Source organism: Streptomyces sp. NPDC051740, assembly GCF_044453165.1.
GTDB lineage: Bacteria > Actinomycetota > Actinomycetes > Streptomycetales > Streptomycetaceae > Streptomyces > Streptomyces atrovirens.
Genome location: NZ_JBITCL010000004.1, coordinates 310,567 through 337,143 on the forward strand (window position 1 = coordinate 310,567; position 26,577 = coordinate 337,143).

The window sequence follows — 26,577 nt, forward strand, 5'->3', positions numbered from 1 at the left end:
CTCACAGCGCTTCGAAGGAGTCGGTGTCCGCGCGGTGTTCGCGTACGGCTCCGGTGTGCACCTCGTAGTACCAGCCGCGCAGCCGCAGCAGGCCCGAGGCCAGCCGCTGTTCGACGCACGGGTACGAGCGCAGCCGCAGCAACTGGGCCAGCACGTGGTGCTGGACCGCCTCGGCGCAGGCCGGGTCCGCCGCGTCGGCCGACGCCGGCTCGTCGGCGGCGTGCGCCAGCCAGTCGCGCACGGCGGGCACGGCGTCCAGGTCGTCGCCGCGCACCAGCGCGCCGATGGCCCCGCAGTGGGAGTGACCGCAGACCACGATGTCCGTGACGCCGAGGACTCCCACGGCGTACTCGACGGTGGCCGCCTCGGAGGTGGGGCGTCCGGGGGTGTACGGCGGGACGATGTTGCCCGCGGTGCGCAGCTCGAAGAGCTCGCCGGGCCGGGCACCCGTGATCAGGGCCGGTACGACCCTGGAGTCGGAGCAGGTGATGAACAGGACGTCGGGGGATTGACCCTCGGCGAGGCGGGCGAACTCCTCAGGGCGCTGTCCGAACGTGCGGGCGTTGTCGATGAGGGGCTGCATCTGGTGATACCTCCTGGCGCGCGTGGGGGCGCGTCGGACGGGCATGACAAAGGTCGGACTCCGCTGATCCATGGCCCTTGCCTCACGCAATGTGTGCGCGGGTGTGAAGGGTGAGGGAAATGCGGAGAAGTGAAGCGAAGGTAAAGCGACGGCAAGGGGCCGGGGGTGTGGCCGCGGTCGCCGGACCTCGGGACATGCGTGTGCGGCAAGGCGGTTCACACCTCTTCCGCGCACCAACGTTTGGTCAATGGTTGGTCAAGAAACACGTTAACCCCGCAAAGTCGTTTGCAGGGTTAACTCGGTGTTTCGTGGCGAAGAGAGCCTGAAAAGAAAGGGTGTGTTGGCGTGAACCCGCCCTTGATCGGAAGGATCCCGTGATCAGAGGGATCCCGTGATCAGAGGGATCCCGTGATCAGAGGGATCCCGCGTCGCGGGCCAGCGCGGTGAGCCGCGAGATCGCCCGGAAGTACTTCTTGCGGTAGCCGCCCTTCAGCATCTCCTCGCTGAACAGCTGGTCGAACGGCAGCCCCGAGGCGAGTACGGGCACCTCACGGTCGTAGAGCCGGTCCGCGAGGACGACGAGCCGGAGCGCGGTCGACTGGTCCGGCACCGGACGCACACCGGTGAGGCACACCGCGCGGAGCCCGTCGGTCAGGGCGCCGTAGCGGCTGGGGTGGACCCGCGCGAGATGCTCCAGCAGGTCGGGGAAGGCGTCGAGCGAGGCGCCCTCGGTGGCGTGCGCCGTCCGCGTCACCCGCTCGTCGGAGTACGGCGCCGGCGCCTCGGGCAGACCCCGGTGGCGGTAGTCCTCACCGTCGATGCGCAGGGCGCGGAAGTGGGCCGACAGGCCCTGGATCTCACGCAGGAAGTCGGCGGCGGCGAACCGGCCCTCGCCGAGCTTGCCCGGCAGCGTGTTGGAGGTGGCGGCGAGCGCGACACCGGCCTCGACCAGCTTGCCGAGCAGGGTGGAGACGAGCACGGTGTCGCCCGGGTCGTCCAGCTCGAACTCGTCGATGCACAGCAGGCGGTGCCCGGAGAGGGTCTTCACGGTCTGCTGGAAGCCGAGGGCGCCGACCAGGTTGGTCAGCTCCACGAAGGTGCCGAACGCCTTGAGCGCGGGCTCGGCCGGGGTGGCGTGCCACAGGGAGGCCAGCAGGTGGGTCTTGCCGACGCCGTAGCCGCCGTCGAGGTAGACGCCGCGCGGCCCGGCCGGGGCCTTCTTCGGCGCCTTGCCGAAGCCGAACAGCCTGCGCCGGCCCGAGTCACCGGCCGCCGCCCCGTCGAGGCCGGCCGCGAAACCGTCGAGGACGCGCACGGCCTCGGTCTGGCTCGGCTGGTTCGGGTCCGGGATGTAGGTGCCGAAGCGGACCGAGTCGAACCGCGGCGGCGGCACCATCTCGGCGACGAGCCGGTCCGCGGGCACGTGCGGCTCACGGGAGCACAGCGACAGCGGGGCCACGTCGGCTATCGGACCGGGACGGGAGGCGGGGGAGGAGGACGACACGGTCCCCCATGTTAGGCCCTGTCGTCAGATCCCCGTCTGCCCCGCGACGCCTGGCACGCACGCTCGCTGTGTTGCCGAACCGTCCTCGTGGCTCCTCCCCCACTCTCGGCTTCGCTCGAGCGGGGGGACCCCCATCGAGGACGCTCCGGCGCCTTGCGATCGCACGCACCAGACGCCGCGGGGCCCGCCCTTCGGGCGGACGACGGGGACCTGACGACAGGACCCAAGGGCGTGGAACACTGCCTGACATGCGACGCCTGTTCCCTGTGACCGACGTGACCCATGAGACAGCGGCTCGCGAGTGGAGCCTCGCCGAGATCGCCGCCGCGTACGCCTATCCGGAGCCGGGGCCCGGCGGGCGGGAGCCGTGGCTGCGGGCCAACATGGTGTCCACCCTCGACGGGGCCGCCCAGCACGACGGCCGTTCGCAGCCCATTTCCTGCCCGGCCGACATGCGGATCTTCGGCACGCTGCGGGCGCTCGCCGACGTCGTGGTCGTCGGCGCGCAGACGGTACGGCAGGAGGGCTACCGTCCGGCACGCGCGCGTGCCGAGTTCGCGGCCGCGCGGGAGGCCGCGGGACAGGGGCCGGCGCCCGTGATCGCGGTGGTGACGGCGAGCCTGGACCTGGACTTCTCGCTGCCGCTGTTCACCTCCCCCCTGGTGCCCACGCTGCTGCTGACCGGCTCCGGGGCCGCCCCGGACCGGGTGGCCGCCGCCGAGGAGGCGGGCGCCCGGGTGATCACCGCCGGGGAGGGGGGAGCGGTGGACCCCGCGCGGGCGGTGCGGGCCCTCGCGGACCTCGGACACACCCGGCTGCTGACCGAGGGCGGACCGCGGCTGCTGGGCCGGCTGGTGGCGGCCGGGGTGCTGGACGAGCTCTGTCTGACCGTCTCGCCGATGCTCACCGCCGGTGACGCGCAGCGCATCGCCGGTGGACCGTCCGTAACACTTCCGCGGCGTTTCGCGCTGAAGGCGATGTTGGAGGAGGACGGTTTCCTGTTCACGCGGTACCAGCGGTCCTGACGTCCGCGACCGCGACCGCGACCGTGTCCGTGGCCGCGTCCGCAGGAGCGCCCGATGGTGGCCGCTTGTCCGGTGATCGGCGGAACGCATCCGTCCGGCCGGTGCGGGAAGGGGCGACACTGAATCCGGCAGTACCCGTGCGAACACGGGGCAGAAGGGTTTCCGCAGGGCCTGGCCGGGCCCACGGAGCAGAGAGGGGCCCTAGGGTCCTCCGAGGAGAAGGGACGCCTGGTGTTCACCAGCGTACTGATGATCGAGAAGGCCCTGACGTCCGCCGACGTGGAGTTCGTCACCACCTTGCACGGCGACGAGCCGGTCTCCTTCCACGTGCTGCTCCAGCCGCGCGGCGAACAGGCCGACCGGCTGCTGAGAGCCATCGACGACGTCGCGCTCGGCGAGCTCGACGAGGCCGCCCGCGAGGGCGAGACCCCCGAGGGCGAGGAGGCCCAGGACATGGGGGAGCAGGCCCTGGAGGTGTCCCTGCGGGCCCTGCGCGCCACCGGCGACACGGCGGACGGCCGTCTCATCGCGGACCACCCCCTGGACGCGCTGAAGACCATGGTGGAGGAGGTCGGGGCGGACGAGGTGATCGTCCTGACCGACCCGCACTACGTGGAGGAGTTCTTCCACCGCGACTGGGCCTCCCGCGCCCGCCACAAGGTCGGGGTGCCGGTGCTGAAACTCTTCTCGTACAGCAAGGCATAGGCTGGGGCGGCGCTCTCCCGGCTCTCCCGCGAGAGCGCGAAGACCGCCGTCCCGCTCGTCGCACCACTGGGAGAACACGCATGGCACCCGGCCTTCCTACCGCCATGGACCGACCGCACTTCATCGGCATCGGCGGCGCCGGGATGTCGGGCATCGCCAAGATCCTCGCCCAGCGCGGCGCGAAGGTGGCCGGCAGCGACGCCAAGGACTCCGCGACCGCCGACGCCCTGCGCGCCCTCGGCGCCACCGTCCACATCGGCCACGCCGCCGCGCACCTCGCCGACGACGCCAGCTGCGTGGTCGTCTCCTCCGCGATCCGCGAGGACAACGCCGAACTGGTCCGCGCGGCCGAGCTGGGCATCCCGGTGGTGCACCGCTCCGACGCCCTCGCCGCCCTGATGGACGGTCTGCGCCCCATCGCGGTGGCCGGCACCCACGGCAAGACCACCACCACCTCCATGCTGGCCGTCTCCCTCACCGCGCTGGGCCGCGAGCCGTCGTACGCGATCGGCGGCGACCTGGACGCCCCCGGCTCCAACGCGCTGCACGGCGCGGGCGAGATCTTCGTCGCCGAGGCCGACGAGTCGGACCGCAGCTTCCACACGTACGCGCCCGAGGTCGCGATCATCCTCAACGTGGAGCTGGACCACCACGCCAACTACGCCTCCATGGAGGAGATCCACGAGTCCTTCGAGACGTTCGTCGGCCGGATCGTGCCCGGCGGCACCCTGGTGATCTCCGCCGACCACGAGGGCGCCCGCGAGCTGACCCGGCGGCTGGACGGCTCGGTGCGGACCGTGACGTACGGCGAGTCGGCGGACGCCGACGTGCGGGTGCTGTCGGTCGTCCCGCAGGGACTGAGGAGCGAGGTGACCGTCGAGCTCGACGGCGCCCCGCTCACCTTCACCGTGTCGGTCCCCGGCCGGCACTACGCGCACAACGCGGTCGCCGCGCTCGCCGCCGGCGTGGCGCTCGGCGTCCCGGCCGCCGAGCTGGCCCCGGCGCTCGCCGCGTACACCGGCGTGAAGCGGCGCCTCCAGCTCAAGGGCGAGGCAGCCGGCGTGCAGGTCATCGACTCCTACGCGCACCACCCGACCGAGATGACCGCCGACCTGGAGGCGATGCGCTCCGCCGCCGGGGACGCCCGCATCCTCGTCGTCTTCCAGCCGCACCTCTTCTCCCGCACCCGCGAGCTGGGCAAGGAGATGGGCCAGTCCCTGTCCCTGGCCGACGCCTCGGTGGTGCTGGACATCTACCCGGCCCGCGAGGACCCGGTCCCCGGCGTCACCAGCGAGCTGATCATCGAGGCGGCCCGGGCGGCCGGCGCGGACGTCACCGCCGTCCACGACAAGGCGGAGATCCCCGAGGTGATCGCGGGAATGGCGAAGCCCGGTGATCTCGTTCTCACCATGGGAGCGGGCGACGTCACCGACCTCGGCCCGCGGATCCTGGACCGTCTGTCGAAGTAAGGGGCTGGAAGCTCATGCCGTACGACGTGGAGAAGCCGGACGAGCAGTGGCGCGCGGAACTGTCCCCGTCCGAGTACGCCGTCCTGCGCCAGGCGGCCACGGAACCCGCCTTCACCGGCGAGTACACCGACACCAGGACCGAGGGCGTCTACTCCTGCCGCGCCTGTGGCGCCGAGCTGTTCACCTCGACCACCAAGTTCGAGTCGCACTGCGGCTGGCCGTCCTTCTACGACCCGAAGGACACCGACGCCGTGGAGCTGATCGAGGACCGGTCGCACGGAATGGTGCGCACCGAGGTGCGGTGTGCGCGGTGCGGTTCGCACCTCGGGCACGTGTTCGAGGGTGAGGGGTACGCGACGCCCACGGACCAGCGGTACTGCATCAACAGCATCTCGCTGACGCTGCAGCCCGCCGAGGGCTGATCCGTACCGGCCTGCTGCTCACCAGCCGGTGAGCAGCAGGTGGTTGAGGAGCAGCGCGAGGACGGCCTGTGCGGCGAGCCAGGCGCGCGGGCCGGGCAGGAAGGCGGCGGCGGGGAGCAGCCAGAAGGCGAAGGGCAGCCAGATGCGTTCCGTCTCCGCCTTGCTCATCCCCGACAGATCGGCGATCAGCAGCGCGAGGAGCGCGGATCCCGCGAGCAGCACCAGGCGGGCGTCGGCGCCCCGGTCCCCGACGAGTGCGCCCCCGCCCCGGCGCAGTCCGGCCACCGTCGCCGGGCCGGTGATCAGCACCGTGCACGCGAGGTTGGCCCACACCCAGTACCCGTACGGCCGTACCCCGCCCGCGCCCTGGTGGTAGCGGGTGACGAGCAGCCGGTACGCCTCCCACCAGTCGAAGCCCAGCACGGCGAACACCACCGGCACGACCAGGAATCCGGCGGTCACGTACGGCAGTACCCGCAGCCGCCGCGTCCCCAGCAGCAGGACGGCCGCGCCGATCACCGCGAACAGGGTGAGCCCGTACGACAGGTACACGGTGAGCCCGGACAGCAGTCCCGAACCGAGGCCCGTCCAGGCCGGGCGGTGTCCCGTCACGGCGAGGGCGAGCAGGGCGACGGCCCAGGCGGCGACCGCCGTGAAACAGCCGTCGGCGGACGTGCCCACCCACACCGCCGCCGGAGCCAGGACCAGGAAGGGCGCCGCGCGGCGGGCGAGCGACTCGTCGGCGAGCCGGCGTACGGCGATCAGGATCGCGACCGCCGCCGTGGTGCCGGTGACGATGACGAAGGCGCCCGCCCACCCTCCGCCGCCCAGCCCGATCCGGTCGAGGAGGACGAAGGTGAGGGTGGCGCCCGGCGGGTGCCCGGCGACATGGGCGGGCCAGTTGTCGGGGCTGCCGAGCAGGATGTGCGCGTCGAAGTCCCGCAGGGCGGCGGGGACGTCCCGGAAGCGGTCGACGGCCCGCAGATACTCGTGGGTGGTGGTCAGCTGCTCGGCGACGCCCCGGAACCAGCCGTCGACGAGGGCGAGGGACCAGGTCCACGCCAGGGACGCCGCCCACGTGGCCGGCAGCAGGAGTCGCCAGGACAGCCTGGCGGCCAGGGGAGGGCCGTACGCCACCACGGCGGCGGCGACGACCAGCGCGGCCGGAGTGCCCGGGCCGGAGTGCGGCGCCCAGTCGGCCAGCAGCGGCGGCCAGTCCACCCGGAGCGTGCCGTGGCGGTCCTCGATCCGGGCGCCGATCAGTACGGCGGCCAGGACGAGCAGTGCGGCGGCCAGGACCGCCGAGAGGTCACGGGCCGTGGCACGGGAAGGGTCGCGGTTCACGTCGTCACGCTAGGCCGGGGGAGCGGCGGCGAGCGGCCGGCCGGGGTGGATGTCAGCGTTTCGTCACCGCTTCCGCGCCCTTCCGAGGGGTGGTGCGGACCTACGGTCGGCACATGCCTCGGTCCTCCCCCTCCACCCGCCTCGCGCGCGGCCCGTTCGCGCCGGACTTCTGGCGCAGCCCGCTGCGCGGTCCCTGGTTCACCTCGGTGCTCGGGGTCGTCCTCCTCGCCGGCGTCACGATCCTGTTCGTGACGGGACTGCTGTCGTACGCCGCGTACAACCCGGATCTCGCGCCGGTGAACGACAAGACACCCGGCAAGGGGATCCTCGGCTTCTACCTCTTCTCCTGGCCCACCGACCCGCCGTGGCTGTACCGGCTCACGCAGGGCGTCCACGTCACGCTCGGCCTGGTGCTCGTGCCGGTGCTGCTGGCCAAGCTCTGGTCGGTGGTGCCCCGGCTGTTCACCCTGCCGCCGGCCCGCTCGCTCACCCACGCCCTGGAGCGGATCTCGCTGCTGCTCCTGGTCGGCGGGGCGCTGTTCGAGTTCACCACGGGCATCCTCAACGTCCAGCTCGACTACGTCTTCCCCGGCTCCTTCTATCCGCTGCACTTCTACGGCGCATGGGTGTTCTTCGGCGCGTTCGCCGCCCATGTGGCGCTGAAGGCGCCGGTGGCGTTCCGGAACCTGCGGAGGATGCGGGAGGGGGGTGGTGAAGACGCGGACGGGCTGGTGGCTCCGCGTCCCGATCCGCCGACCGTCTCGCGGCGCGGGGCGCTCGGGCTGGTCGGCGGCGGTTCGCTGCTGCTGTTCGTCACCTCCGCCGGGCGCAGCTTCGACGGGCCGCTGCGCGAGACGGCCGTCCTCACCCCGCACGGCGGTCCCGAACCGGGCGGTGGACCGGCGGGCTTCCAGATCAACAAGACGGCCGCGTACGCCGGGATCCGTCCCGCCGAGACGACGGAGGAGGCGTGGCGGCTGGTCGTCACCGGGCGTTCCGGCACCGTACGGCTCGACCGGGCCGAGCTGCTCGGCATGCCGCTGCACAGCGCGTCCCTGCCCATCGCCTGTGTGGAGGGCTGGTCCACCTCCGACCAGTGGTGGCGGGGCGTACGGCTGCGGGACCTCGCGGCGCTCGTCGGACATGAGGAGCCGGTGGACGTGTTCGTGGAGTCGTTGCAGCGCCGCGGTGCGTTCCGGCGGGGTGCGCTGCGGGCCAACCAGGTCGCCGACCCGCGTTCTCTGCTCGCCCTGTTCGTCAACGGCGAGGAACTGACCGCCGATCACGGCTATCCGGCCCGGATCATCGTGCCCGCGGCGCCCGGTGTGCTCGCCACCAAGTGGGTCGCCCGGCTGACCTTCGGCGAACTGTGAGGCCGCCTGTGAAGCTGTTCGTGCTGCTCTGTTCGTTCGTCCTCTGCGCGTACGCGGGGGTGCGGCTGCTCGAGGGTGACCGGGTCATGGTCGCGCTGTGGTTCGTGGGGGCGGCGGTGGTCCATGACCTGGTGCTGCTGCCGTTGTACGCGGCGGCCGACCGTGTGCTGGTGAAGGGGGCGGGGCGGGGACGGCGGAGGGGGTGGGTCACCTACGTGCGGGTGCCGGCCGCCCTGTCCGGGCTGTTGCTGCTCGTGTGGTCTCCGCTGATCGGCGGGCGGGTGTCGGAGCGCTACGCCGCTGTCGCGGGGCTGTCCGCGGACGGCTTCGTGGTCCGGTGGCTGATCGTCACGGCTGTGCTGTTCGGGGGGTCGGCGGTGGTGTTCGCGGTGCGGGGCGGAAGGGGGCGTCCGTCGGCTGATGGCGCCTGACCCGTGTGTGGTCGCCCCCGCCGCTCTTACCCGTCCCATCCCGGGGGCGCTGCCCCCGGACCCCCGCTCCTCAAACGCCGGAGGGGCTGACTCTCAGTTGAGGTGCGGGGTCCGGGGCGGAGCCCCAGGTTCGGGACGGGAAGGGGCGGCGGGGGCGGAGAACTCGTTCCTACTTCACCCGGAGTGCCACGAAGCAGCGCCCGCCCGTCGACCATTCGTCCTCCGCACGCCAGCCCGCCCCCTCCGCGTACCGCCGCAGTGCCGGAGTCCCGAGGCGGGCCCACGGGAAGGGGGCGCCAGGGGTGCCGTGGGCGTCGGTGACCTGGACCAGGGCGCGTTCGTCGAGGTCCGGGTGCGGGACCGTCTCCGCGATCAACCGGCCGCCCGGTGACAGGAGCTGGGCGAGGCGGACGAGCAGGGCCTCCGGATCGCCGCCGATGCCGAGGTTGCCGTCCATGAGCAGGGCGGTGCCCCAGCGGCCGGTGCCGGGCAGCGGGTCGAAGACGGAGCGGAGCAGTGCCTGCCCGCCGCGCCGGACGGTGTGCGCGACCGCGGCCTCGCTGACGTCGATGCCGAGCGCGCGGTGCCCCCGGGCGCCCAGCGCCGCGACCAGCCGCCCCGGTCCGCAGCCCACGTCCAGCACCGCGCCCTCGCAGCGCCGCAGCACCTCCAGGTCCGCCGTATCGGCCTCCGCGCACCAGCGCTCCACGTCCAGGGGGAGCAGCCGGCCGTCGGCGCGGCGCAGGAACAGCGGCCCGCGGCCGGCGTGCAGGGCGTCGGCGTAGGGGTCGGCGGACCAGGCCCGCTCGGCGGCGGGGACCGTCCGCCGGCTTCCCACGCGCGCCGCCGCACGCACCCCGCTCACCGGTGGGCCGCCGTCAGCCGGGCCAGCCGTGCGGCGAACCGGCCGCCGGGTGCCTCACCGGCGACCAGTCCGGCGTCGTACGCCGTGTCCACGTCCCGCAGCAGCGGCAGTTCCCGCACCCGCAGACGCGCGAGCCGCCGCCGTTGCGCGGCCCCGGTCCCCGGTGTCGACATGGGGACCCCGCGCAGCAGCCCGGGGTCGGGTGCGGCCAGGCCGAGCGCCCAGAAGCCGCCGTCCTCGGCGGGGCCGAAGTACGCGTCGCAGTCACCGAAGTCCACGGTGAGCAGCTCCGGGGTCACCTGGGGCGTGTCCATGCCGATGAGGAGGGCGGGTCCGTCGCACCCGGCGAACGCGGCGGCCAGCCGCTCGTCGAGCCCGCCCGCGCACTGCGGTACGACCTCGACACCGTCCGGCAGCCACGCTCCCGGCGTCCCGTCCAGCACCAGCACCCGGCGCCGCGCGGGCGTACGCGCCACCACGTCCAGCGTGTCCGCGAGCGCGGCCTCGGCCAGTGCCGCCGCCTCCTCGGGGGTGAACGGCGGGGTCAGCCGGGTCTTCACCCGGCCGGGGCGGGGCTCCTTGGCGATCACCAGCAGCGTGACGGGCGACGACGTCATGACGCCGCCCCTTCCCGCACCGGCGCCTCCTGGAGTACGCGGCTCATGTCCCGCACCGCCTGGAAGGTGCCCCGCCAGGTGCCGGTCACCTTGGAGGTGCCGGTGCGCGGCGCGTACGGGACGTCGTGTTCGGTGACGCGCCAGCCGGCGTCGGCGGCGCGCACCACCATCTGGAGCGGGTAGCCGCTGCGCCGGTCGGTGAGGTCCAGGGCGAGCAGCTCCTCGCGCCGGGCCGCCCGCAGCGGGCCGAGGTCGCGCAGCCGCAGTCCGGTACGGCGGCGCAGCAGCCGGGACAGCGCGAGGTTGCCCGCGCGGGCGTGCGGCGGCCAGGCCCCGCGCGTCCGCGGCCGGCGCCGGCCCAGCACCAGGTCGGCCTCTCCGGCCCGCACCTCGCGCACGAACGGCACCAGATCCGCCGGGTCGAGGGAGGCGTCGCAGTCGCAGAAGCAGACGATGTCGGCCGTGGCTGCGGTCAGCCCGGCGTGGCAGGCGGCGCCGAAGCCGCGCCGCTCCTCGTGCACGACGGTCGCGCCGAGCTCGCGGGCGATGCGGTCGGATCCGTCCGTGGAGCCGTTGTCCACGACGAGGGCGCGCCAGCCGGGCGGGACGCGCTCCAGCACCCACGGCAGCGCCGCGGCCTCGTCGAGACAGGGGAGGACGACGTCCACGGACGCCGGGTCCGGGGTCGGGGCAGGGTCCGGGCCCGGGTTCGGGGCAGGGGAGGAGGAGGTCACGGCTCTCACCCTACGAACGCGAAACGGGCATACCGGTCATCGACTCCTTACGGAACGCGGACGTCGGCGGCCGGCCCGCACCGTTCGCGCGCGTGTGGTGCGAGGCTGGCCGCATGGAGCAGCGACCACCGAACGCCGAGGCCGGGGCCCGGGTCCTCGTCGTCGACGACGACCCCACCGTCGCCGAGATCGTCACCGGCTATCTCGACCGCGCCGGATACGTCGTCGACCGGGCCGGTGACGGCCCCGACGCGCTCGCCCGCGCGGCGGCCCACTGGCCGGACCTCGTCGTCCTCGACCTGATGCTGCCCGGCATGGACGGCCTGGAGGTGTGCCGAAGGATGCGCGGGCGCGGGCCCGTGCCGGTCATCATGCTCACCGCGCGCGGCGACGAGGACGACCGCATCCTCGGCCTGGAGGTCGGCGCCGACGACTACGTCACCAAGCCGTTCAGCCCGCGCGAACTCGTCCTGCGCGTCGAGTCGGTGCTGCGCCGCACCCGCCCCGCCCCGGCCGCCGCGTCCGGCCTGTTGCGGGCGGCCGGTCTCTCCCTCGACCCCGCCGCCCGCCGGGCCACCAAGGACGGCACCGAACTCGCCCTCACCATCCGCGAGTTCGACCTCCTCGCCTTCTTCCTGCGCCACCCCGGGCGGGCCTTCGCGCGGGAGGAGCTGATGCGGGAGGTGTGGGGCTGGGACTTCGGCGACCTGTCCACCGTGACCGTCCACGTACGGCGGCTGCGCGGCAAGGTCGAGGACGATCCGGCGCGGCCCCGGATCGTCCAGACCGTGTGGGGCGTCGGCTACCGCTTCGACGGGGAGGGGTGAGCGATGCGCGACATGCTGCTCATCGCCCTGTTGGCCTTCCTCGGCGCCGCCGTGGCCGGCGTGCTCGGCGCGTGCGTGCTGCTGCTGATCCGGCGCCGGTCGCTGACCGCGCACCTCGCGGTCGTCGCCGGGGTCGCGGTGGCGGCGATGCTCGCGGGCACCCTCGCCGTCGCCCAGGCCATGTTCCTGTCGGCGCACGACCTGAGCGTGGTGACCACGGTCGTCGCCATGGCCGCCGTCGTCTCCACGGTCACCGCGCTGCTGCTGGGCCGCTGGGTCGTCGCCCGCAGCCGAGAACTGGCGCTCGCCGCCCGCTCGTTCGGCGACGGCGGGGACTTCGCCGCGCCCGACGGCCCGTCCACCGCCGAACTCACCGCGCTCAGCCGCGAGTTGGAGACGACCAGCGTCAGACTGGCCGAGTCACGGGACCGCGAGCGCGCCCTGGAGTCCTCCCGGCGCGAACTCGTCGCCTGGATCTCCCACGACCTGCGCACCCCGCTCGCCGGACTGCGCGCGATGGCCGAGGCGCTGGAGGACGGCGTCGCCGCCGAACCCGGCCGTTACCTCGGGCAGATCCGCACCGAGGTGGAACGCCTCAACGACATGGTCGGCGACCTCTTCGAACTCTCCCGCATCCACGCCGGCACGCTGCCCCTCTCGCTCTCCCGGATCTCCCTGTACGACCTGATCGGCGACGCCCTCGCCGGCGCGGACCCGCTCGCCCGCGAGCACGGCGTACGGCTCGTCGGGGACCGGGTGGAGCCGGTACCGGTGGAGGTGGACGGGCGGGAGATGAGCCGCGTACTGGGCAACCTGCTGGTCAACGCGATCCGCCGGACCCCGGCCGACGGCACGGTCGCCGTCGCCGCGCGGCGCTCGGACGAGGGCGTGGTGCTGTCCGTGACCGACGGCTGCGGCGGCATCCCCGAGGAGGACCTGCCCCGCGTCTTCGACACCGGCTGGCGCGGCACCCACGCCCGCACCCCGCCGGCCGGCGCGGGCCTCGGCCTCGCCATCGTCCGCGGCATCGTCGAGGCCCACCGCGGCAGCACCACCGTCCGCAACGTCACCGGCGGCTGCCGCTTCGAGGTGACCCTCCCGGCGACGGGACCCTGACCCGAAGCTCCTCTCACGACGGCCCGACGGCCACCGCGCGGCTCCGCCGCCGCCGCGCGGGTGGCGTGACCGTCCGGTGCGGCTGAAGTCGCCTGCCCGCCCGCGTCTCAGTCGTCCCGCGGTCCCGCCGCCGCGAACTCCCGCATGCCCTCCTCGAAGCCGACCTCCGGTTTCCAGCCCAGCTCGGCCCGCAGCCGGGAGGAGTCCGCCGTGATGTGGCGGACGTCGCCCAGACGGTACTCCCCGGTGACGAGCGGGTCCGGACCGCCGTGCGCGACGGCCAGGGCGCGGGCCATCTCGCCGACCGTGTGCGGGGTGCCGCTGCCGGTGTTGTACGCGGTGAGCGCCCCGGCGGCCGGGTCCGCCGTCAGCGCGGCGACGTTCGCCGCCGCCACGTCCCGTACGTGCACGAAGTCCCGCCGCTGACCGCCGTCCTCGAAGACGCGCGGGGCCTCCCCGCGGGCCAGTGCCGAGCGGAAGAAGGAGGCGACGCCCGCGTACGGGGTGTCGCGGGGCATGCCGGGGCCGTACACGTTGTGGTAGCGCAGCGACACCGCCGTACCGCCCGTCGAACGCGCCCAGGCGGCGGCCAGGTGTTCCTGGGCCAGCTTGGTCGTGGCGTACACGTTGCGCGGGTCGGCCGGGGCGTCCTCGCCGACCGGGCCCGGTTCGAGGTCCGTCCCGCACACCGGGCAGGCGGGCTCGAAGCGGCCGGCCGCCAGGTCGGTGACGGCCCGCGGTCCGGGACGCACCACCCCGTGCCGGGCGCAGGCGTAGCGGCCCTCGCCGTACACCACCATCGACCCGGCCAGCACCAGCCGCTCCACGCCCGCCTGCGCCATCGCGGCCAGCAGCACCGCCGTACCCAGGTCGTTGCGGGAGACGTACTCCGGGGCGTCGGCGAAGGAGGTGCCGAGGCCGACCATCGCCGCCTGGTGGCAGACCGCGTCCACGCCGGACAGGGCCTCGCGCACCGGGCCGGGGGAGCGTACGTCCGCCGTCGGATCGGTGCGGACGTCGAAGACGACGGGCTCGTGCCCGCGGGCCCGGAGCGCCTCGACGACATGGGACCCGATGAAACCGGCACCGCCGGTGACCAGTACGCGCATGCGTCCACGCTAGGCGCGGACCCTGCCGGACGGCGGGACCGCGCCCGCGACGTCACGGGTCCGTAAGACCCGTCCTCGCCGGTCGCCCGGCGGTGAGCGGAGTTCGCGCGGGGCGGGTGGTGTCGCGCAGCCCGGCGCTCACGGGGTGCCGTCGCGCCCACCCGTGCCGCCCTGCGGCACGACTGCCCGCGGGTACGCCTCCAGCGGCAGTCGTACGGTGAACACCGTCGCCCCGGGCTCGCTGCTCAGCTCGATGTCGCCGCCGTGTGCCCGGACGAGCGACCGGGCGACCGCGAGGCCCAGCCCGCTGCCGCCCCGGTCCCGGCTGCGGGCCTTGTCGACGCGGTAGAAGCGGTCGAAGACCCGTTCCCGGTCCTCCGCCGGGATGCCGGGGCCCGCGTCGGTCACCCGTACCAGCGCCGAGCCGGCGGCGACGGAGACCGTGACGGACACCCTCGTACCGGCCGGGGTGTGCACGGCCGCGTTGGTGAGCAGGTTGTCCAGGACCTGCCGTATGCGCTGCGGATCGAGCCGCAGCACCAGCGGGGCGGACCTGGCCGTCACCGCCAGCGGATGCCCCGGATGGCTCGCCCGGAACGCGTCGGCGGCCTGCTGTACCAGCTCTCCCAGGTCCGTGTCCGCCGTCCGCAGCGGTGCCTCCACCTCCGCCGCGTCCAGCCGGGCGAGCAGCAGCAGGTCGTCCAGGAGCACGCCCATCCGGGCGGCCTCCGCGCGCAGCCGGGCCAGATGCCGGTCGCGTTCGGCGGGTTCGTTGGCGGCGGCGTACTGGAACAGGTCCGCGTAACCGCGTACCGACATCAGCGGGGTGCGCAGCTCGTGCGAGGCGTCCGCGACGAACCGGCGCAGCCGCAGCTCCGCCTCCGCGCGCACCGCGAGGGAGTCGTCGATGTGCTCCAGCATCGTGTTGAACGCGGTCCGCAGCTCCGCCACCTCCAGGCCGCCGTCCCGCCCGTCCGCGCGCAGCGGCAGCCGGGCCGCCGACTCGGTCAGGTCGTGCGAGGCGATGCCGTGCGCGGTGTGCGCCATGTCGCTCAGCGGCTTCAGCCCGCGCCGCAGCATCCGCCGCCCGAACACCACCAGCGCCAGCAGCGCGAGCGCGAACACCACCACCTGCACGGTGATCAGCTGCCCGACGGTCTCCTCGATGTCCTCCACGGGCGCGGCGCTCACCAGCACCACCCCCGGTTCGACCTCGCAGCCGCGCAGCCGGTAGGTGCCCTCCCCGTCGATGCGCGCGGTGCGCGTCAGCTCGGTGTCGGAGTGCGCCATCGCCCGCGCGAGGTCGGCCAGGGCGCGGGTGTCCTCGGGCACGTCGGAGGGCCTGCGCAGGGTGACCGCGTCGTCGGAGACGTCGTACACCGCCGTGTACCAGCCGTAGTACGGCTTCCGCCGGACCGTGCCGTGCGCCGCCGCGTCCTTGGCCTGCACGGCCTGGATCAGCTTGAGCTGGTCGCCGAGCTGCCGCTCCAGGTAGTCGTGCATGTACGTGGTGAGCGCGGTGCCGACGACCGCGAACACCGCGAGGGACAGCACCCCGAGGCCCAGCGCCAGCCGGGTGCCCAGGCGCATCCTCCGGTACGTGTCCCGCAGCCGCCGGAGACACGCCGTCACCCGGCGGCCTGCCGGATCACGTACCCGAAGCCCCGCACGGTCTGGATCAGCGGCTCACCGGTGTCGTCCAGCTTGCGCCGCAGCCGGCTCACCACCAGTTCCACCACATTGGAGCGGCCCCCGAAGCCGTACTCCCACACGTGGTCCAGGATCTGTGCCTTCGTCAGCACGGTCGGCGAGCGGCGCATGAGGTAGCGCAGCACCTCGTACTCGGTCGGCGTCAGCGACAGCAGCCGCTCACCGCGCCGTACCTCGCGGGTGTCCTCGTCCATCGTCAGGTCCGCCACCCGCAGCACCGACCGCTGGTACCCCGGTCCCGTGCTGCGCCGCAGCACCGTCCGCAGCCGCGCCATCAGCTCCTCCACGGCGAACGGCTTGACCAGGTAGTCGTCCCCGCCCCGGGTCAGCCCCGCCACCCGGTCGGCGACCCCGTCCCGCGCGGTGAGGAACACCACCGGCACCATCGTCCCGGAGCGCCGCAGCCGGTCCAGTACGCCGAAGCCGTCGACGTCCGGCAGCATCAGGTCGAGCACCACGATGTCCGGGCGGAAGCCGGCGGCGCGGCGCAGCGCCTCCTCACCCGAGTTGGCGGTGACCGCCTCCCAGCCCTCGTAGCGGGCGACCGTCGCCACCAGGTCGGCTATCGGCGGGTCGTCGTCCACGACGAGGAGTCGTACTTTTTCCACCCGCCCATACTGCGGCACACCGCTCCCGGCACCAGAGGCGGTGCACGATCGCGTCTCGATCGATAAAGACTTGAAAGTCGACCGACAGGAGATCGACAGCGCCTGTGACCAAGCTCGGAGTCCCAGGACCCGATCAAGGAGTTTCCGGCGTGACAGCTGTCCCATCGCCTCCCGCACCCCCCACCGCGAGGCGACGCCCCAAGGCGGTGGCACGCATCGGCCTGTACGGCCTGCTCGCCGCGAACGCGGCGGTGGTGGCCGTCTTCTTCGTCCAGGCGGGCTTCGGCGCGAACGCCCTCGTCGTGCTCGGCCGCCTCACCGGCCTGTACGCCGCCCTGCTGATGGCGTTCCAGCTGCTGCTGGTGGCCCGGCTGCCCTGGCTGGACCGCAGAATCGGCATGGACCGGCTGACCCTGTGGCACCGCTGGGTCGGCTTCGGACTGCTGTGGACGCTCCTCGGCCACGCCGTCTTCATCACCTTCGGCTACGCCGGGATGTCCTCGATGGACCCGGTGAACCAGCTCGTCGACCTCGCGGAGACCGTCGAGGGCGTGCTGCGCGCGGTCGTCGCGCTGGTACTGGTCCTGGTCGTCGGCGCGGCCTCGGCCCGCCGGGCGCGGCGCCGTCTCGCCTACGAGACCTGGCACTTCATCCACCTGTACACGTACGTCGCCGTGGTGCTGGCCTTCACCCACCAGGTCGCCGTCGGCTCCACCTTCACCGCCTCGGCCGCCGCCACCGCCTACTGGTACGGACTGTGGGGCGCCGCCCTCGCCGCCGTGTTCGCCGGCCGGCTGGTCCTGCCGCTGTGGCGGAACCGGCGCCACCGGCTCCGGGTCACGGCCGTCGTCCCCGAGAACGACAACGTGGTGTCCGTCCACATCACCGGCCGCGATCTGGACCGGCTGCCCGCCCGCGCCGGCCAGTTCTTCCTGTGGCGGTTCCTGACGAAGGACCGCTGGTGGCAGGCGAACCCGTTCTCCCTGTCCGCCGCGCCCGACGGCCGCACCCTGCGGCTCACCGTCAAGGCGGCCGGCGACGGCAGCGCGGCCCTGCGCCATCTCGAGCCCGGAACCCGGGTCTTCGCCGAGGGCCCCTACGGCGCCTTCACCACCCTGCACCGCACCCGCCCCGACGCCCTGCTCATCGCCGGCGGCGTCGGCGTCACCCCGATCCGGGCCCTGCTGGAGGAACTGCACGGCCACGCCGTCGTCCTCCACCGCGTGAGCACGGAGGCCGACGCCGTGCTCCACGACGAACTGCGCGAACTCGCCCTCGCCAAGGGCGCCGAACTCCACCTGATCACCGGCCCGCCCGTACCGGACCGGCTCGCCCCCGGCGAACTGTCCCGCCTGGTCCCCGACCTCACCGACCGGGACGTCTACGTCTGCGGCCCGCCCGGCATGACCACCGCGGTCCTGCGCGGCCTGCGCGAACTGGGCGTACCGAAGCGGCAGATCCACTACGAGCGCTTCAGCCTGGCCGGATGACGGACGAGGGTCGATCGAGGAGAACACCGTGAAACGAGCACTGCCCGTCCTGGTCCTGACCGTCGCCGGACTGATCCCGGTCTGGCGCTACACCCCGTCCGCCCCGGAGCCGGCGGTCGCCGAACCCGCGCCCGCCCCCTCGGTGTCCACCTCCCCGGGCGGCACCACCCGGGTGGTGGCCGGCCCCACCGTCGACACCGAGAAGGGCCCCGTGCGGGTCGAGGTCACCCTCGACGGCGACCGCATCAGCGCGGTGCGGATGCTCCGGCAGCCGGACCACCCGCAGACCACGGCCGCCGTACCGGTCCTGATCGAGGAGACACTGGAGGCGCAGAGCGCCGACGTCGACACGGTCTCCGGCGCCACCGTCACCAGCGACGGCTACCGCGAGTCGCTGCAGGCCGCCCTCGACACCCAGGGCTCCTGACGTGCGGCGCGTCGAACACGTCATGGGGTTCCCGGTGTCGCTGCGCATCGACGACGAGGGGTTCGGGGAATCCGCGGTGGACGACCTCTTCGCCTGGCTGCGCGAGGTCGACGCCCGCTTCAGCCCGTTCCGCGAGGACAGCGAGGTCTCCCGCCTGGACCGGGGCGAGCCGGCCCCGGACCGGCTCAGCCCCGAACTGACCGAGATCCTCGCCCTCTGCGAGCGGTACCGGACCGCCACCGGGGGCGCGTTCGACGTACGGCTGCCGGGCCGGCGCCTCGATCCGTGCGCGGTGGTGAAGGGCTGGTCGGTGCAGAAGGGCGCCGAACTGCTGCGGGCGGCGGGAGCACGGCGGTTCTGCCTCAACGCCGGCGGTGACGTGGTCGCCGCCGGCGGGCCGTGGCGCGTGGGCGTACGGCACCCCGAACACGCCGACCGGCTCTGCACCGTCCTGGAGCTCACCGACGGCGCGGTCGCGACCTCCGCGCGCTACGAACGCGGCGACCACATCATCGACGGCCGCACCGGCCACCCGGCGACCGGCCTGCTCGCCCTGACGGTCACCGCCCCCACCCTGACCCTGGCGGACACGGTCGCCACGGCGGCCTACGCGCTGGGCGCGGAGGGCGTCGCATGGGCCGCCGCACGCCCGGGCTGCGAGGTCTTCGCCGTGACGGCGGACCGCCGGGTGGTGCGGACCGCCGGGTTTCCCTCGGCGGGATCGGGGCAGGTGGCGGCGTAGTCCGGGTCGCCGCGACCCGGGCCGTTGAGTTCCGGGGTTCTGTCAGAGGTGCCGTCTACACTCGACCGGCGACAGAGCGTGCGACCTCGGTCAGAAGCTTTCGGCACCCGAAGGGCAATCGGCGTCTTGATACGGATCGATTCAGTCACGAAGCGGTACCCGGACGGCACGGTGGCGGTCGACCGGCTGTCGCTGGAGATCCCCGACCGCTCGATCACCGTCCTCGTCGGACCCTCCGGGTGCGGCAAGACGACCACGCTCCGCATGATCAACCGGATGGTCGAACCCACCGACGGCGCCATCCTCCTGGACGGCGAGGACAGCCGGCGGCAGCCGGTCACCACCCTGCGCCGGTCCATGGGGTACGTCATCCAGAACGCCGGGCTCTTCCAGCACCGTACGATCGTCGACAACATCGCCACCGTGCCCCGCATGCTCGGCTGGGGCAAGCAGCGGGCCCGGGAGCGGGCGGCGGAGCTGATGGAGCGGGTGGGCCTCGACCCCTCGCTGGCCAAGCGGTACCCGTACCAGCTCTCCGGCGGTCAGCAGCAGCGCGTCGGTGTGGCGCGGGCGCTCGCCGCGGACCCGCCGGTGCTGCTGATGGACGAGCCGTTCTCCGCCGTCGACCCCGTGGTGCGCAAGGGACTGCAGGACGAACTCCTGCGCATCCAGGACGAACTGGGCAAGACCATCGTCTTCGTCACGCACGACATCGACGAGGCGATCAAACTGGGCACCATGGTCGCCGTACTGCGCGAGGGCGGCCGGCTCGCCCAGTACGCGCCGCCCGCCGAGCTGCTGTCGAGCCCCGCGGACGGTTTCGTCGAGGACTTCCTCGGCGCCGACCGCGGTATCCGGCGGCTGTCCTTCTTCCCCTCCGCCGCACTGGAGTTGACCACCGACGCCGTGATCCCGGCCGACGCCACCGCCGGCCGGATCGCCGCCACCGAGGCCCCCCACCTCCTGGTCACCGACCCCGACGGCCGCCCGCTCGGCTGGGCCGCCCGCGAGGAGCTGACCGCCGGTGGCATCCGGACCGACCGACTGCTGCCGTACGGGCGGCCGTTCGTGCCCGGCGCCGACTCCCTGCGGGTCGCCCTCGACTGCGCCGTGCTCTCGCCCGTCGGCTGGGCGGTCGCCGTGGACGGCGGCGGCCGGGTGACCGGTGTCGTCTCCCAGCAGACCATCGGCGAGGCCATCCGCGGCGCCCACGGCGGGAGTCGGCCGGACACGGACAGGGCCGGGGTCGCCAAGTGACCGGCTTCTTCGACATCCCCAGCGACCTCCAGCACAGCTGGATCGGGCTGATCGGCCTGCACATGAGGGAGGCCCTGCTGCCGGTGGCCGCCGGGCTGCTCCTCGCGCTGCCGATCGCGCAGCTGTGCGGGCGCTTCCGCTGGCTGTACCCGCCCGTGCTCGGCATGACGACCGTGCTGTACGCCGTCCCCTCCCTGGCGTTCTTCGTCGTCCTCATCGACTACACCGGCCAGACCGAACTCACCGTGATGATCCCGCTGGCCCTGTACAGCCTGGTCGTCCTGGTCCCGGCCATCGTCGACGGCGTGCGCTCGGTGCCGGACGAGACCCTCGCCGCGGCCACCGCCATGGGCTTCGGCCCCGTACGCCGTTACCTCCAGGTGCAGCTGCCCATCGCCGCGCCCGCCATCATCGCCGGGCTCCGGGTCGCCACCGCGTCCAGCATCTCCCTGGTCAGCGTCGGCGCCCTGATCGGCAACCAGGGCGCCCTCGGCAACCTGCTCGCCGCCGCGCAGAAGTACGACCGGCCCGAACTCGCGGTGAACGCCGTGGTCACGATGGCCGTCCTGGCGATCCTCTGCGACGTCCTGCTGGTCGCGCTGCGGACGCTGCTGACCCCGTGGATGCCGCGCGGCGGCACCCGCCCGAAACCCGCCGCACGGCGGGCGGAGACCACCCCGGAGGGCGCGGTCCGGTGAACGTCCTCCACTTCGTCGACGCCTTCTTCAGCGACAGTGCCCACTGGCACGGCTACGACGGCATCCCGCAGCGCTTCTGGGAACACCTCCAGTACTCCCTGCTGGCCCTCGCCGTGGCCGCCGCGATCGGGCTGCCCGTCGGCCTGCTGACCGGCCACACCGGACGCGGCGGCAACGCGCTCGCCTTCGTCGCCAACGCCGCCCGTGCCCTGCCCAGTTTCGGTCTGCTGGTCCTCGCCGTCCTGCTGATCGGCTTCGGTCTGCTGCCCGTGATGATCCCCCTGGTCGTGCTGGCCGTCCCGCCGATCCTGGTGACCACCTACGAGGCGGTCCGCTCCGTCGACCCCGCCCCCGTGGACGCCGCCCGGGGCATGGGCATGCACGAGTCGCGGATCCTCTTCCAGGTCGAGGTGCCCGTGGCGCTCCCGCTGATCCTCAGCGGGCTGCGCTCCGCCGCCATCCAGATCGTGTCGACGGCCACCATCGCCGCGTACGTCAGTCTCGGCGGCCTGGGCCGGTACATCATCGACGGGCTCTACCAGCGCGACTACGAGAAGGTGGTCGGCGGCGCCACCCTGGTGGCGGCCCTGGCACTGCTCACCCTCGCGGTGTTCTGGGCGGTGGGACGGCTGGCCGTGTCGCCCGGGGTGCGCAGGCGCTGACGGTCGATCACCTGTACGACAAACCGTAATCGGCACGTTCTTGACTCACCGTACCCGGCTGGATTGGATCGGCGAATGACTTCCACCGCGAAAAGCAGCAGGTCCAGGACGAGGCACACCGGCGCGGCGGCCGTCGCGCTCACCGCCGCGGCGGCGCTGCTCGCGGGCTGTTCCTCCTCCGGCGACACCTCCGACAACCCCCTCGACGGGGAGAAGGCCGAAGCCGGCACCGTCGTCGTCGGCTCGAACAACTTCGCCGAGTCCACCCTGCTCGCCGACATCTACGGCGAGGCGCTCCGCGCCAAGGGCCTCAAGGTCGACTACAAGCACAACATCGGCAGCCGTGAGACGACGTACGGCCTGATGAAGAACGGGTCCATAACGGTCCTGCCGGAGTACAACGGCTCCCTCCTCGCCTACCTCGACCCCAAGGCCGGGCAGGAGTCCGCCGAGGCCGTGAACGAGGCCGCCAAGGCGAAGCTGGACAAGTCCCTGACGCTGCTGGAGTCCTCGCCCGCCGAGGACAAGGACTCCGTCGGCGTCAACGCCGGGACGGCGAAGAAGTACGGCCTCACCGCGGAGTCGACCCTCGCCGACCTCAAGGACATCGCGCCGGAGATGGTGATCGGCGGCTCGCCCGAGTTCCAGACCCGGCAGCAGGGACTGAAGGGCCTGGAGACCGTCTACGGACTGAAGTTCAAGTCCTTCAAGGCGCTCGACGCGGGCGGCCCGCTCACCCAGGCGGCCCTCACCGGGAACGAGGTCCAGGCCGCGGACGTCTTCACCACCGACCCGACCATCGTCAAGGAGAAGTTCGTCGTCCTGAAGGACCCGGAGAACCTCTTCGGCTTCGCCAACGTCACCCCGCTGGTCAGCAAGGAAGGGCTGCCGCAGGAGGGCGTGGAGGCGCTGAACGCCGTATCCGCGAAGCTGGACACCGAGACCCTCCTCGACCTCGACGCCCAGGTGCAGCTGGAGAAGAAGGACCCGCTGGACGTGGCGAAGGCCTGGCTGAAGTCGGCCGGCCTGGACTGACCCCGCACGGGGTGCGGCCGACGGGCCGCACCCCACGGGCCGTTCACCCCGCCGGGTCCGCCTGCGCGATCAGCCGGTCGATCAGCGCGATCAGCACGTCCCGGCACGACTCCCGCTCCCGCGCGTCGCACAGCAGCACGGGCACGCCGTCCGGCAGCGCCAGCGCCTCCCGGATGTCCTCCACCGGGTACGGGTGCTCCCCGTGGAAGCCGTTGACGGCGATCACGAACGGAATGCCCCGGCGCTCGAAGAAGTCGATCGCGGCGAAACTGGTCTTGGGCCTGCGCACATCCACCAGGACCACCGCGCCCAGCGCGCCGACGGCCAGGTCGTTCCACATGAACCAGAACCGCTGCTGCCCCGGCGTGCCGAAGAGATACAGCACGAGATCGCCCGAGATGCTGATCCGGCCGAAGTCCAGGGCGACCGTGGTGGCACGTTTCTCCTCGACGCCGTTCAGGTCGTCGACGTCCAGACCCGCCATGGTCAGCGGCTCCTCGGTGCGCAGCGGGGCGATCTCGCTGACCGAGCCGACCATGGTCGTCTTGCCCACGCCGAAACCACCGGCGATCAGGATCTTGACCGTGTCGGGTGCCGAACGCCCGGCGGACGCCCGCGCGGTGGTGTCAGAGCCGGCCAAGGCCCTCCCTCACTTTCTGCAGCAGATCCAGGTCCACGGTGGTGCGGTCCACGGGGTGCGGCGGACGGGCGGTGATCCGGCCCGCCTCCAGCAGGTCGCACAGCATGATGACGACCACGCTCATGGGCAGGTCGAGACGTGCGGCGAGCTCGGCGACCGCCACCGGCTCGGCGCACAGCCGCAGGATCCGGGAGTGCTCGGGCTGAGGCCGGGCCGCCCCCGCGGGCTGCGGATCCACCGCCGTCACCGTCGTGATGAGCGTGAAGTCGGCGCGGCTGGGCCGGGTCCGGCCACCGGTCAGGGTGAACGGCCGTACGAGCCGGCCCGCCGAGTCGCTTCCGCCCACCTCACACGCCGGGGTCGACGGCCGGCCCCGCGATGTCCCGCGGGGCCGCGCTGAGATGCTCACCGATCTTCTTCACCAGCATGTTCATCTGGTACGCCACCACGCCGACGTCCGCGCCCGGACCGGTCAGCACCACCAGATGGGCGCCGGGACCGGCCGAGGTGAGGATCAGGTAGCTGTGCGCCATCTCGATGAGCGCCTGGCGCACCGGGCCGCCGCGGAAGTCCATGCTGACGCCCTTGCTGAGGCTCATCAGACCGGACGCGGTCGCCGCCAGGCGTTCCGCGTCGTCCCGCAGGAAGCCGGTGGACTTGCTCACCACCAGTCCGTCCTCGGAGAGCACCACGGCCTGGTTCACGTCGGCGACCCGTTCGACGAGTCCGGTCAGCAGCTGGTCGAGCTGGGTGTGCGTGGCGGGGATGGGGCGTGTCATGACGGTGTTCCTTCGTGAACGGTCAGCGGTCGGCGGGCGGAGTCGGGGGCTCGGCGTGAGCGGCGGGCACGTGCGCCGGCGCGGCCGTACCGTCCGCGTCGGTGTCGTCGTCGTCCCGCGCCTGGGACGTGCCGCGCTGGAAGCCGGCGAGCGAGGAGGCGGCGTGTTCCGCGGTGAAGTCGCCGGAGTCGTCCTCGGCGTCCGGGACGGACTCCTCGCGGAGCTCGACGGCCAGACTGGTCTGCGGCACCCGGCGGGGGAGCGGGGTGAGCCCGTCCCGGCGGGGCGCGGGCACCGACACGGCCGGTGCGGGGGCGGTCCGTACGGCGGTCGCCGGCCGGGACGCCGCGGCCTGCTCCGCGCCGGCGGCCACGGGCTCCTCGCGCCGGTCGTCCGCACGGTCCCGTACGGCCTCGGTGCGCGTCTCCCGCCGGCCACCGCCGGACGACGGTACGTCCGGCACCACGATCTCGTGCGGGATCAGCACGATCGCCGTCGTCCCGCCGTACGGCGAGGAACGCAGGGTCACGGAGACGCCGTGCCGGTGCGCGAGCTGGGAGATCACGAACATGCCGAGCCGGAGGTCGTCGGCGAGCGCCACCACGTCGAACTGCGGAGCCCTGGCCAACTGGGCGTTCAGGGAGGCGTAGTCGTCGTCCGACATGCCGAGGCCACGGTCCTCGACCTCCACGGCGAGGCCCTTGGCCACCATCGCCGCCCGCACCGTGACGGGGCTCGGCGCCGGCGAGTACACCGTCGCGTTGTCGATCAGCTCCGCCAGCAGATGGATGACGTCGGCCACCGCGGGCGGGGCGAGCGACACCTCCTCCTCGGTGAGCACCTCCACCCGCTGGTACTCGGCGACCTCACCGACGGCACTGCGCACGATGTCGATCAGCGCGACCGGCTCGCTCCAGGAACGGCCGGGACGCTCACCGCTGACGATGACCAGGTTCTCCTCGTACCGGCGCAACTGGCTGGCCGTGGAGTCCAGTTCGTACAGGCCCTTGAGGACCTCGGGGTCGGTGTGCCGGCGCTCCAGCGCGTCGAGCTTGCTGAGCTGGAGGTTGACCAGGTTCTGGCTCTGCCGCGCGATGCCGAGGATGACCTTCTGGAAACCGCGCCGGGTGTCGGCGAGTTCGACCGCGGTGTGCACGGCGGTGCGCTGCGCGGTGTTGAACGCCTGGGCCACCTGGCCCAGTTCGTCGTGGCCGTAGTCCAGCGGAGTCGTCGCCGACTCCGGGTCGACCTTCTCGCCCCGCTCCAGCCGGGCCACCACATCGGGCAGCCGCTCCTCGGCCAGACCGAGGGTGGCCACCCGCAGCCCGCGCAGCCGGCGGGACAGCGAGCGGGTGATGCGCCAGGACAGGCCGACGCACAGCAGCAGCGCGAGCAGTCCGGCGGCGCTCAGGGCGGCGGCCGTGATCAGCAGGCTGCGGGCCTCGTCGGCGCTGCGGGTGAGCAGCGCGTCGGTCTGCTGCCGGATCATGGTGGCGTACTGCGGGGAGACCCGGTCCATGGCCTCCTCCCACTGCTCCCGCAGGTCCGGCAGTTCGACGTTGCGCTTCTTGCCGGTGGGCGCGGTCGCGAGCACCTGGTCCTCGACCGCCTCCAGGGCACGCCACTCGGGGCTCCGCAGGATCTGCTCGGTCTGTGTCTTGGCCTCGCCGCGCAGGGAGGGCTCGATCTGGTCGGAGACCAGCCAGCGGCGGGTGTGCACCAGCTCCGCGAACGTGCCCCAGCTCTCCGAGTCGAGTTCTCCGTCGGGCCAGGCGAGGGTGAGCCGCGCGTCCTCCTCGGAGACCAGCTCCGCGGCGTGCTCCAGCGCGATCAGCGGTTCGGCCTGCGAGGTCAGGTCCCCGTCGTCGACCTGGGAGAGCTCCTGGAAGGCGTGGATCTGGTCGTCGATGATCGAGGTGTACTGGTCGAGCGCCTGCGCGGCGGTGATGTCGCTGGGCGTGTCCACCTGGTCCCGGTAGTACTCCAGGCTGCCCACCGAGCCGAGCACCCCGTACAGCCGGTCCGAGATGCGCGCCGGTGCCTCGGCGATCGCGTCCGCCTGACCGACCAGCTTCGCCACCGCCTCGTCGGTCTTCTCGCGCTGCGCGTCGAGGGCGGTCCGGGGGGTGTCCGGTTCGGCCAGCCACGCGGCGGTGAGCCTGCGCTCCTGCTGCAGCGCGAGCGCGGCGTGCGTGCCCATCGCGCCGGTCGACCGGCTCAGTTCCGTCTGGGAACGCAGCTGCAGGCCCTCGGAGAACATCTGGATCGTCGTCAGGCCCCACATGCCGGCGAGGGTGACGCTGGGCACCAGGGCGAGGAGGAACAGCGAGAGACGTATGGAGCCGAGACGGCGCCGGGCACCTGTCCGTGGAGACATCGTGGTCCTAGAGCGGTCGGATGGGGGA

28 protein-coding genes are annotated in these 26,577 nt (G+C 73.1%); 15 read left to right on the forward strand and 13 right to left on the reverse strand.

What is annotated here, in order from left to right; all coding sequences use genetic code 11:
* Position 1 precedes the first annotated feature (1 nt).
* Complete coding sequence (locus ACIA6T_RS09335; RefSeq protein WP_399445947.1) at positions 2–583, reverse strand: carbonic anhydrase; 582 nt, start codon at positions 581–583, stop codon at positions 2–4.
* Between the two features lie 412 nt (positions 584–995).
* On the reverse strand, positions 996–2,087 hold the full coding sequence (gene zapE, locus ACIA6T_RS09340; protein WP_399445948.1) for a cell division protein ZapE: 1,092 nt from the start codon (positions 2,085–2,087) through the stop codon (positions 996–998).
* 248 nt (positions 2,088–2,335) lie between these two features.
* Between zapE and ACIA6T_RS09345 the strand changes: the two genes are divergently transcribed.
* The 4 genes from ACIA6T_RS09345 to msrB all read left to right on the forward strand — a co-directional run bounded on the left by ACIA6T_RS09345 (position 2,336) and on the right by msrB (position 5,708).
* Positions 2,336–3,112 carry a pyrimidine reductase family protein gene (locus tag ACIA6T_RS09345; protein ID WP_399445949.1) on the forward strand — a complete coding sequence of 259 codons (777 nt, stop codon included), beginning with the start codon at positions 2,336–2,338 and terminating at the stop codon, positions 3,110–3,112.
* 231 nt (positions 3,113–3,343) lie between these two features.
* Entirely contained in the window at positions 3,344–3,817 is a 474-nt protein-coding gene (locus ACIA6T_RS09350; protein WP_399445950.1) for an indole-3-glycerol phosphate synthase, read from the forward strand.
* Positions 3,818–3,897: 80 nt separating this feature from the next.
* Positions 3,898–5,286, forward strand: a complete 1,389-nt coding sequence (gene murC, locus ACIA6T_RS09355) for a UDP-N-acetylmuramate--L-alanine ligase (RefSeq protein WP_399445951.1) — start codon at positions 3,898–3,900, stop codon at positions 5,284–5,286.
* Between the two features lie 14 nt (positions 5,287–5,300).
* Positions 5,301–5,708 carry a peptide-methionine (R)-S-oxide reductase MsrB gene (gene msrB, locus ACIA6T_RS09360; RefSeq protein ID WP_385057225.1) on the forward strand — a complete coding sequence of 136 codons (408 nt, stop codon included), beginning with the start codon at positions 5,301–5,303 and terminating at the stop codon, positions 5,706–5,708.
* Between the two features lie 18 nt (positions 5,709–5,726).
* Here msrB and ACIA6T_RS09365 read toward each other — a convergent pair whose 3' ends face one another.
* Positions 5,727–7,052 (reverse strand): hypothetical protein, encoded by a 1,326-nt coding sequence (locus ACIA6T_RS09365; protein ID WP_399445952.1) that lies wholly within the window; start codon positions 7,050–7,052, stop codon positions 5,727–5,729.
* Positions 7,053–7,165: 113 nt separating this feature from the next.
* Between ACIA6T_RS09365 and ACIA6T_RS09370 the strand changes: the two genes are divergently transcribed.
* A complete protein-coding gene (locus ACIA6T_RS09370; RefSeq protein ID WP_399445953.1) occupies positions 7,166–8,425 on the forward strand; it encodes a molybdopterin-dependent oxidoreductase in 1,260 nt (419 codons plus the stop codon).
* Positions 8,392–8,856: a hypothetical protein gene (locus ACIA6T_RS09375; protein ID WP_399445954.1), complete on the forward strand. Its 465-nt coding sequence runs from the start codon at positions 8,392–8,394 to the stop codon at positions 8,854–8,856. The genes ACIA6T_RS09370 and ACIA6T_RS09375 overlap by 34 nt, the downstream gene beginning before the upstream one ends.
* Positions 8,857–9,025: 169 nt before the next feature.
* Here the strand turns inward: ACIA6T_RS09375 and ACIA6T_RS09380 are convergent, their stop codons facing one another.
* From ACIA6T_RS09380 to ACIA6T_RS09390, 3 genes are read right to left on the reverse strand one after another with little or no spacing between them, the layout of a single operon-like run.
* Entirely contained in the window at positions 9,026–9,712 is a 687-nt protein-coding gene (locus ACIA6T_RS09380) for a methyltransferase domain-containing protein (protein WP_399446066.1), read from the reverse strand.
* Positions 9,713–9,717: 5 nt separating this feature from the next.
* The gene (locus ACIA6T_RS09385; protein ID WP_399445955.1) at positions 9,718–10,338 is read right to left on the reverse strand and encodes a DUF2064 domain-containing protein; all 621 of its coding nucleotides are present in this window, start codon (positions 10,336–10,338) and stop codon (positions 9,718–9,720) included.
* Complete coding sequence (locus ACIA6T_RS09390; protein WP_399445956.1) at positions 10,335–11,072, reverse strand: glycosyltransferase family 2 protein; 738 nt, start codon at positions 11,070–11,072, stop codon at positions 10,335–10,337. The genes ACIA6T_RS09385 and ACIA6T_RS09390 overlap by 4 nt, the downstream gene beginning before the upstream one ends.
* A 113-nt stretch (positions 11,073–11,185) precedes the next feature.
* Here ACIA6T_RS09390 and ACIA6T_RS09395 point away from each other — a divergent pair, with 113 nt between their 5' ends.
* Together ACIA6T_RS09395 and ACIA6T_RS09400 are read left to right on the forward strand one after the other, a co-directional pair.
* Positions 11,186–11,899 (forward strand): response regulator transcription factor, encoded by a 714-nt coding sequence (locus tag ACIA6T_RS09395; RefSeq protein ID WP_399445957.1) that lies wholly within the window; start codon positions 11,186–11,188, stop codon positions 11,897–11,899.
* A gap of 3 nt (positions 11,900–11,902) precedes the next feature.
* The gene (locus tag ACIA6T_RS09400) at positions 11,903–13,015 is read left to right on the forward strand and encodes a sensor histidine kinase (RefSeq protein ID WP_399445958.1); all 1,113 of its coding nucleotides are present in this window, start codon (positions 11,903–11,905) and stop codon (positions 13,013–13,015) included.
* 107 nt (positions 13,016–13,122) lie between these two features.
* On the opposite strand, the gene ACIA6T_RS09405 is transcribed toward ACIA6T_RS09400, so the two are convergent.
* From ACIA6T_RS09405 to ACIA6T_RS09415, 3 genes are all read right to left on the reverse strand, one after another.
* The gene (locus ACIA6T_RS09405) at positions 13,123–14,124 is read right to left on the reverse strand and encodes an NAD-dependent epimerase/dehydratase family protein (RefSeq protein ID WP_399445959.1); all 1,002 of its coding nucleotides are present in this window, start codon (positions 14,122–14,124) and stop codon (positions 13,123–13,125) included.
* Positions 14,125–14,262: 138 nt separating this feature from the next.
* Complete coding sequence (locus ACIA6T_RS09410; RefSeq protein ID WP_399445960.1) at positions 14,263–15,714, reverse strand: sensor histidine kinase; 1,452 nt, start codon at positions 15,712–15,714, stop codon at positions 14,263–14,265.
* 38 nt (positions 15,715–15,752) lie between these two features.
* A complete protein-coding gene (locus ACIA6T_RS09415) occupies positions 15,753–16,442 on the reverse strand; it encodes a response regulator transcription factor (RefSeq protein ID WP_399445961.1) in 690 nt (229 codons plus the stop codon).
* A 149-nt stretch (positions 16,443–16,591) separates the two neighbouring features.
* Here ACIA6T_RS09415 and ACIA6T_RS09420 point away from each other — a divergent pair, with 149 nt between their 5' ends.
* The 7 genes from ACIA6T_RS09420 to ACIA6T_RS09450 all read left to right on the forward strand — a co-directional run bounded on the left by ACIA6T_RS09420 (position 16,592) and on the right by ACIA6T_RS09450 (position 22,753).
* A complete protein-coding gene (locus ACIA6T_RS09420; protein WP_399445962.1) occupies positions 16,592–17,932 on the forward strand; it encodes a ferric reductase-like transmembrane domain-containing protein in 1,341 nt (446 codons plus the stop codon).
* Positions 17,933–17,960: 28 nt separating this feature from the next.
* Entirely contained in the window at positions 17,961–18,359 is a 399-nt protein-coding gene (locus ACIA6T_RS09425) for an FMN-binding protein (RefSeq protein ID WP_399445963.1), read from the forward strand.
* 1 nt (position 18,360) lies between these two features.
* Positions 18,361–19,101, forward strand: coding sequence for an FAD:protein FMN transferase (locus ACIA6T_RS09430; RefSeq protein ID WP_399445964.1), 741 nt, complete (start codon positions 18,361–18,363; stop codon positions 19,099–19,101).
* A gap of 126 nt (positions 19,102–19,227) precedes the next feature.
* Positions 19,228–20,358 carry an ABC transporter ATP-binding protein gene (locus tag ACIA6T_RS09435; protein ID WP_399445965.1) on the forward strand — a complete coding sequence of 377 codons (1,131 nt, stop codon included), beginning with the start codon at positions 19,228–19,230 and terminating at the stop codon, positions 20,356–20,358.
* Entirely contained in the window at positions 20,355–21,056 is a 702-nt protein-coding gene (locus ACIA6T_RS09440; RefSeq protein ID WP_399445966.1) for an ABC transporter permease, read from the forward strand. The genes ACIA6T_RS09435 and ACIA6T_RS09440 overlap by 4 nt, the downstream gene beginning before the upstream one ends.
* Entirely contained in the window at positions 21,053–21,718 is a 666-nt protein-coding gene (locus tag ACIA6T_RS09445) for an ABC transporter permease (RefSeq protein ID WP_399445967.1), read from the forward strand. The genes ACIA6T_RS09440 and ACIA6T_RS09445 overlap by 4 nt, the downstream gene beginning before the upstream one ends.
* A gap of 75 nt (positions 21,719–21,793) precedes the next feature.
* Positions 21,794–22,753, forward strand: coding sequence for an ABC transporter substrate-binding protein (locus tag ACIA6T_RS09450; RefSeq protein ID WP_399445968.1), 960 nt, complete (start codon positions 21,794–21,796; stop codon positions 22,751–22,753).
* A gap of 43 nt (positions 22,754–22,796) precedes the next feature.
* Here the strand turns inward: ACIA6T_RS09450 and ACIA6T_RS09455 are convergent, their stop codons facing one another.
* The 4 genes from ACIA6T_RS09455 to ACIA6T_RS09470 are packed head-to-tail and all read right to left on the reverse strand — an operon-like array spanning position 22,797 to position 26,549.
* A complete protein-coding gene (locus ACIA6T_RS09455) occupies positions 22,797–23,393 on the reverse strand; it encodes a GTP-binding protein (protein ID WP_399445969.1) in 597 nt (198 codons plus the stop codon).
* Positions 23,380–23,739, reverse strand: coding sequence for a DUF742 domain-containing protein (locus ACIA6T_RS09460; RefSeq protein ID WP_399445970.1), 360 nt, complete (start codon positions 23,737–23,739; stop codon positions 23,380–23,382). Before ACIA6T_RS09460 ends, ACIA6T_RS09455 begins: the two co-directional genes overlap by 14 nt.
* Before the next feature lies 1 nt (position 23,740).
* Positions 23,741–24,172 carry a roadblock/LC7 domain-containing protein gene (locus ACIA6T_RS09465; protein ID WP_085575286.1) on the reverse strand — a complete coding sequence of 144 codons (432 nt, stop codon included), beginning with the start codon at positions 24,170–24,172 and terminating at the stop codon, positions 23,741–23,743.
* Between the two features lie 22 nt (positions 24,173–24,194).
* The gene (locus ACIA6T_RS09470; protein WP_399445971.1) at positions 24,195–26,549 is read right to left on the reverse strand and encodes a nitrate- and nitrite sensing domain-containing protein; all 2,355 of its coding nucleotides are present in this window, start codon (positions 26,547–26,549) and stop codon (positions 24,195–24,197) included.
* Positions 26,550–26,577: the final 28 nt, after the last annotated feature.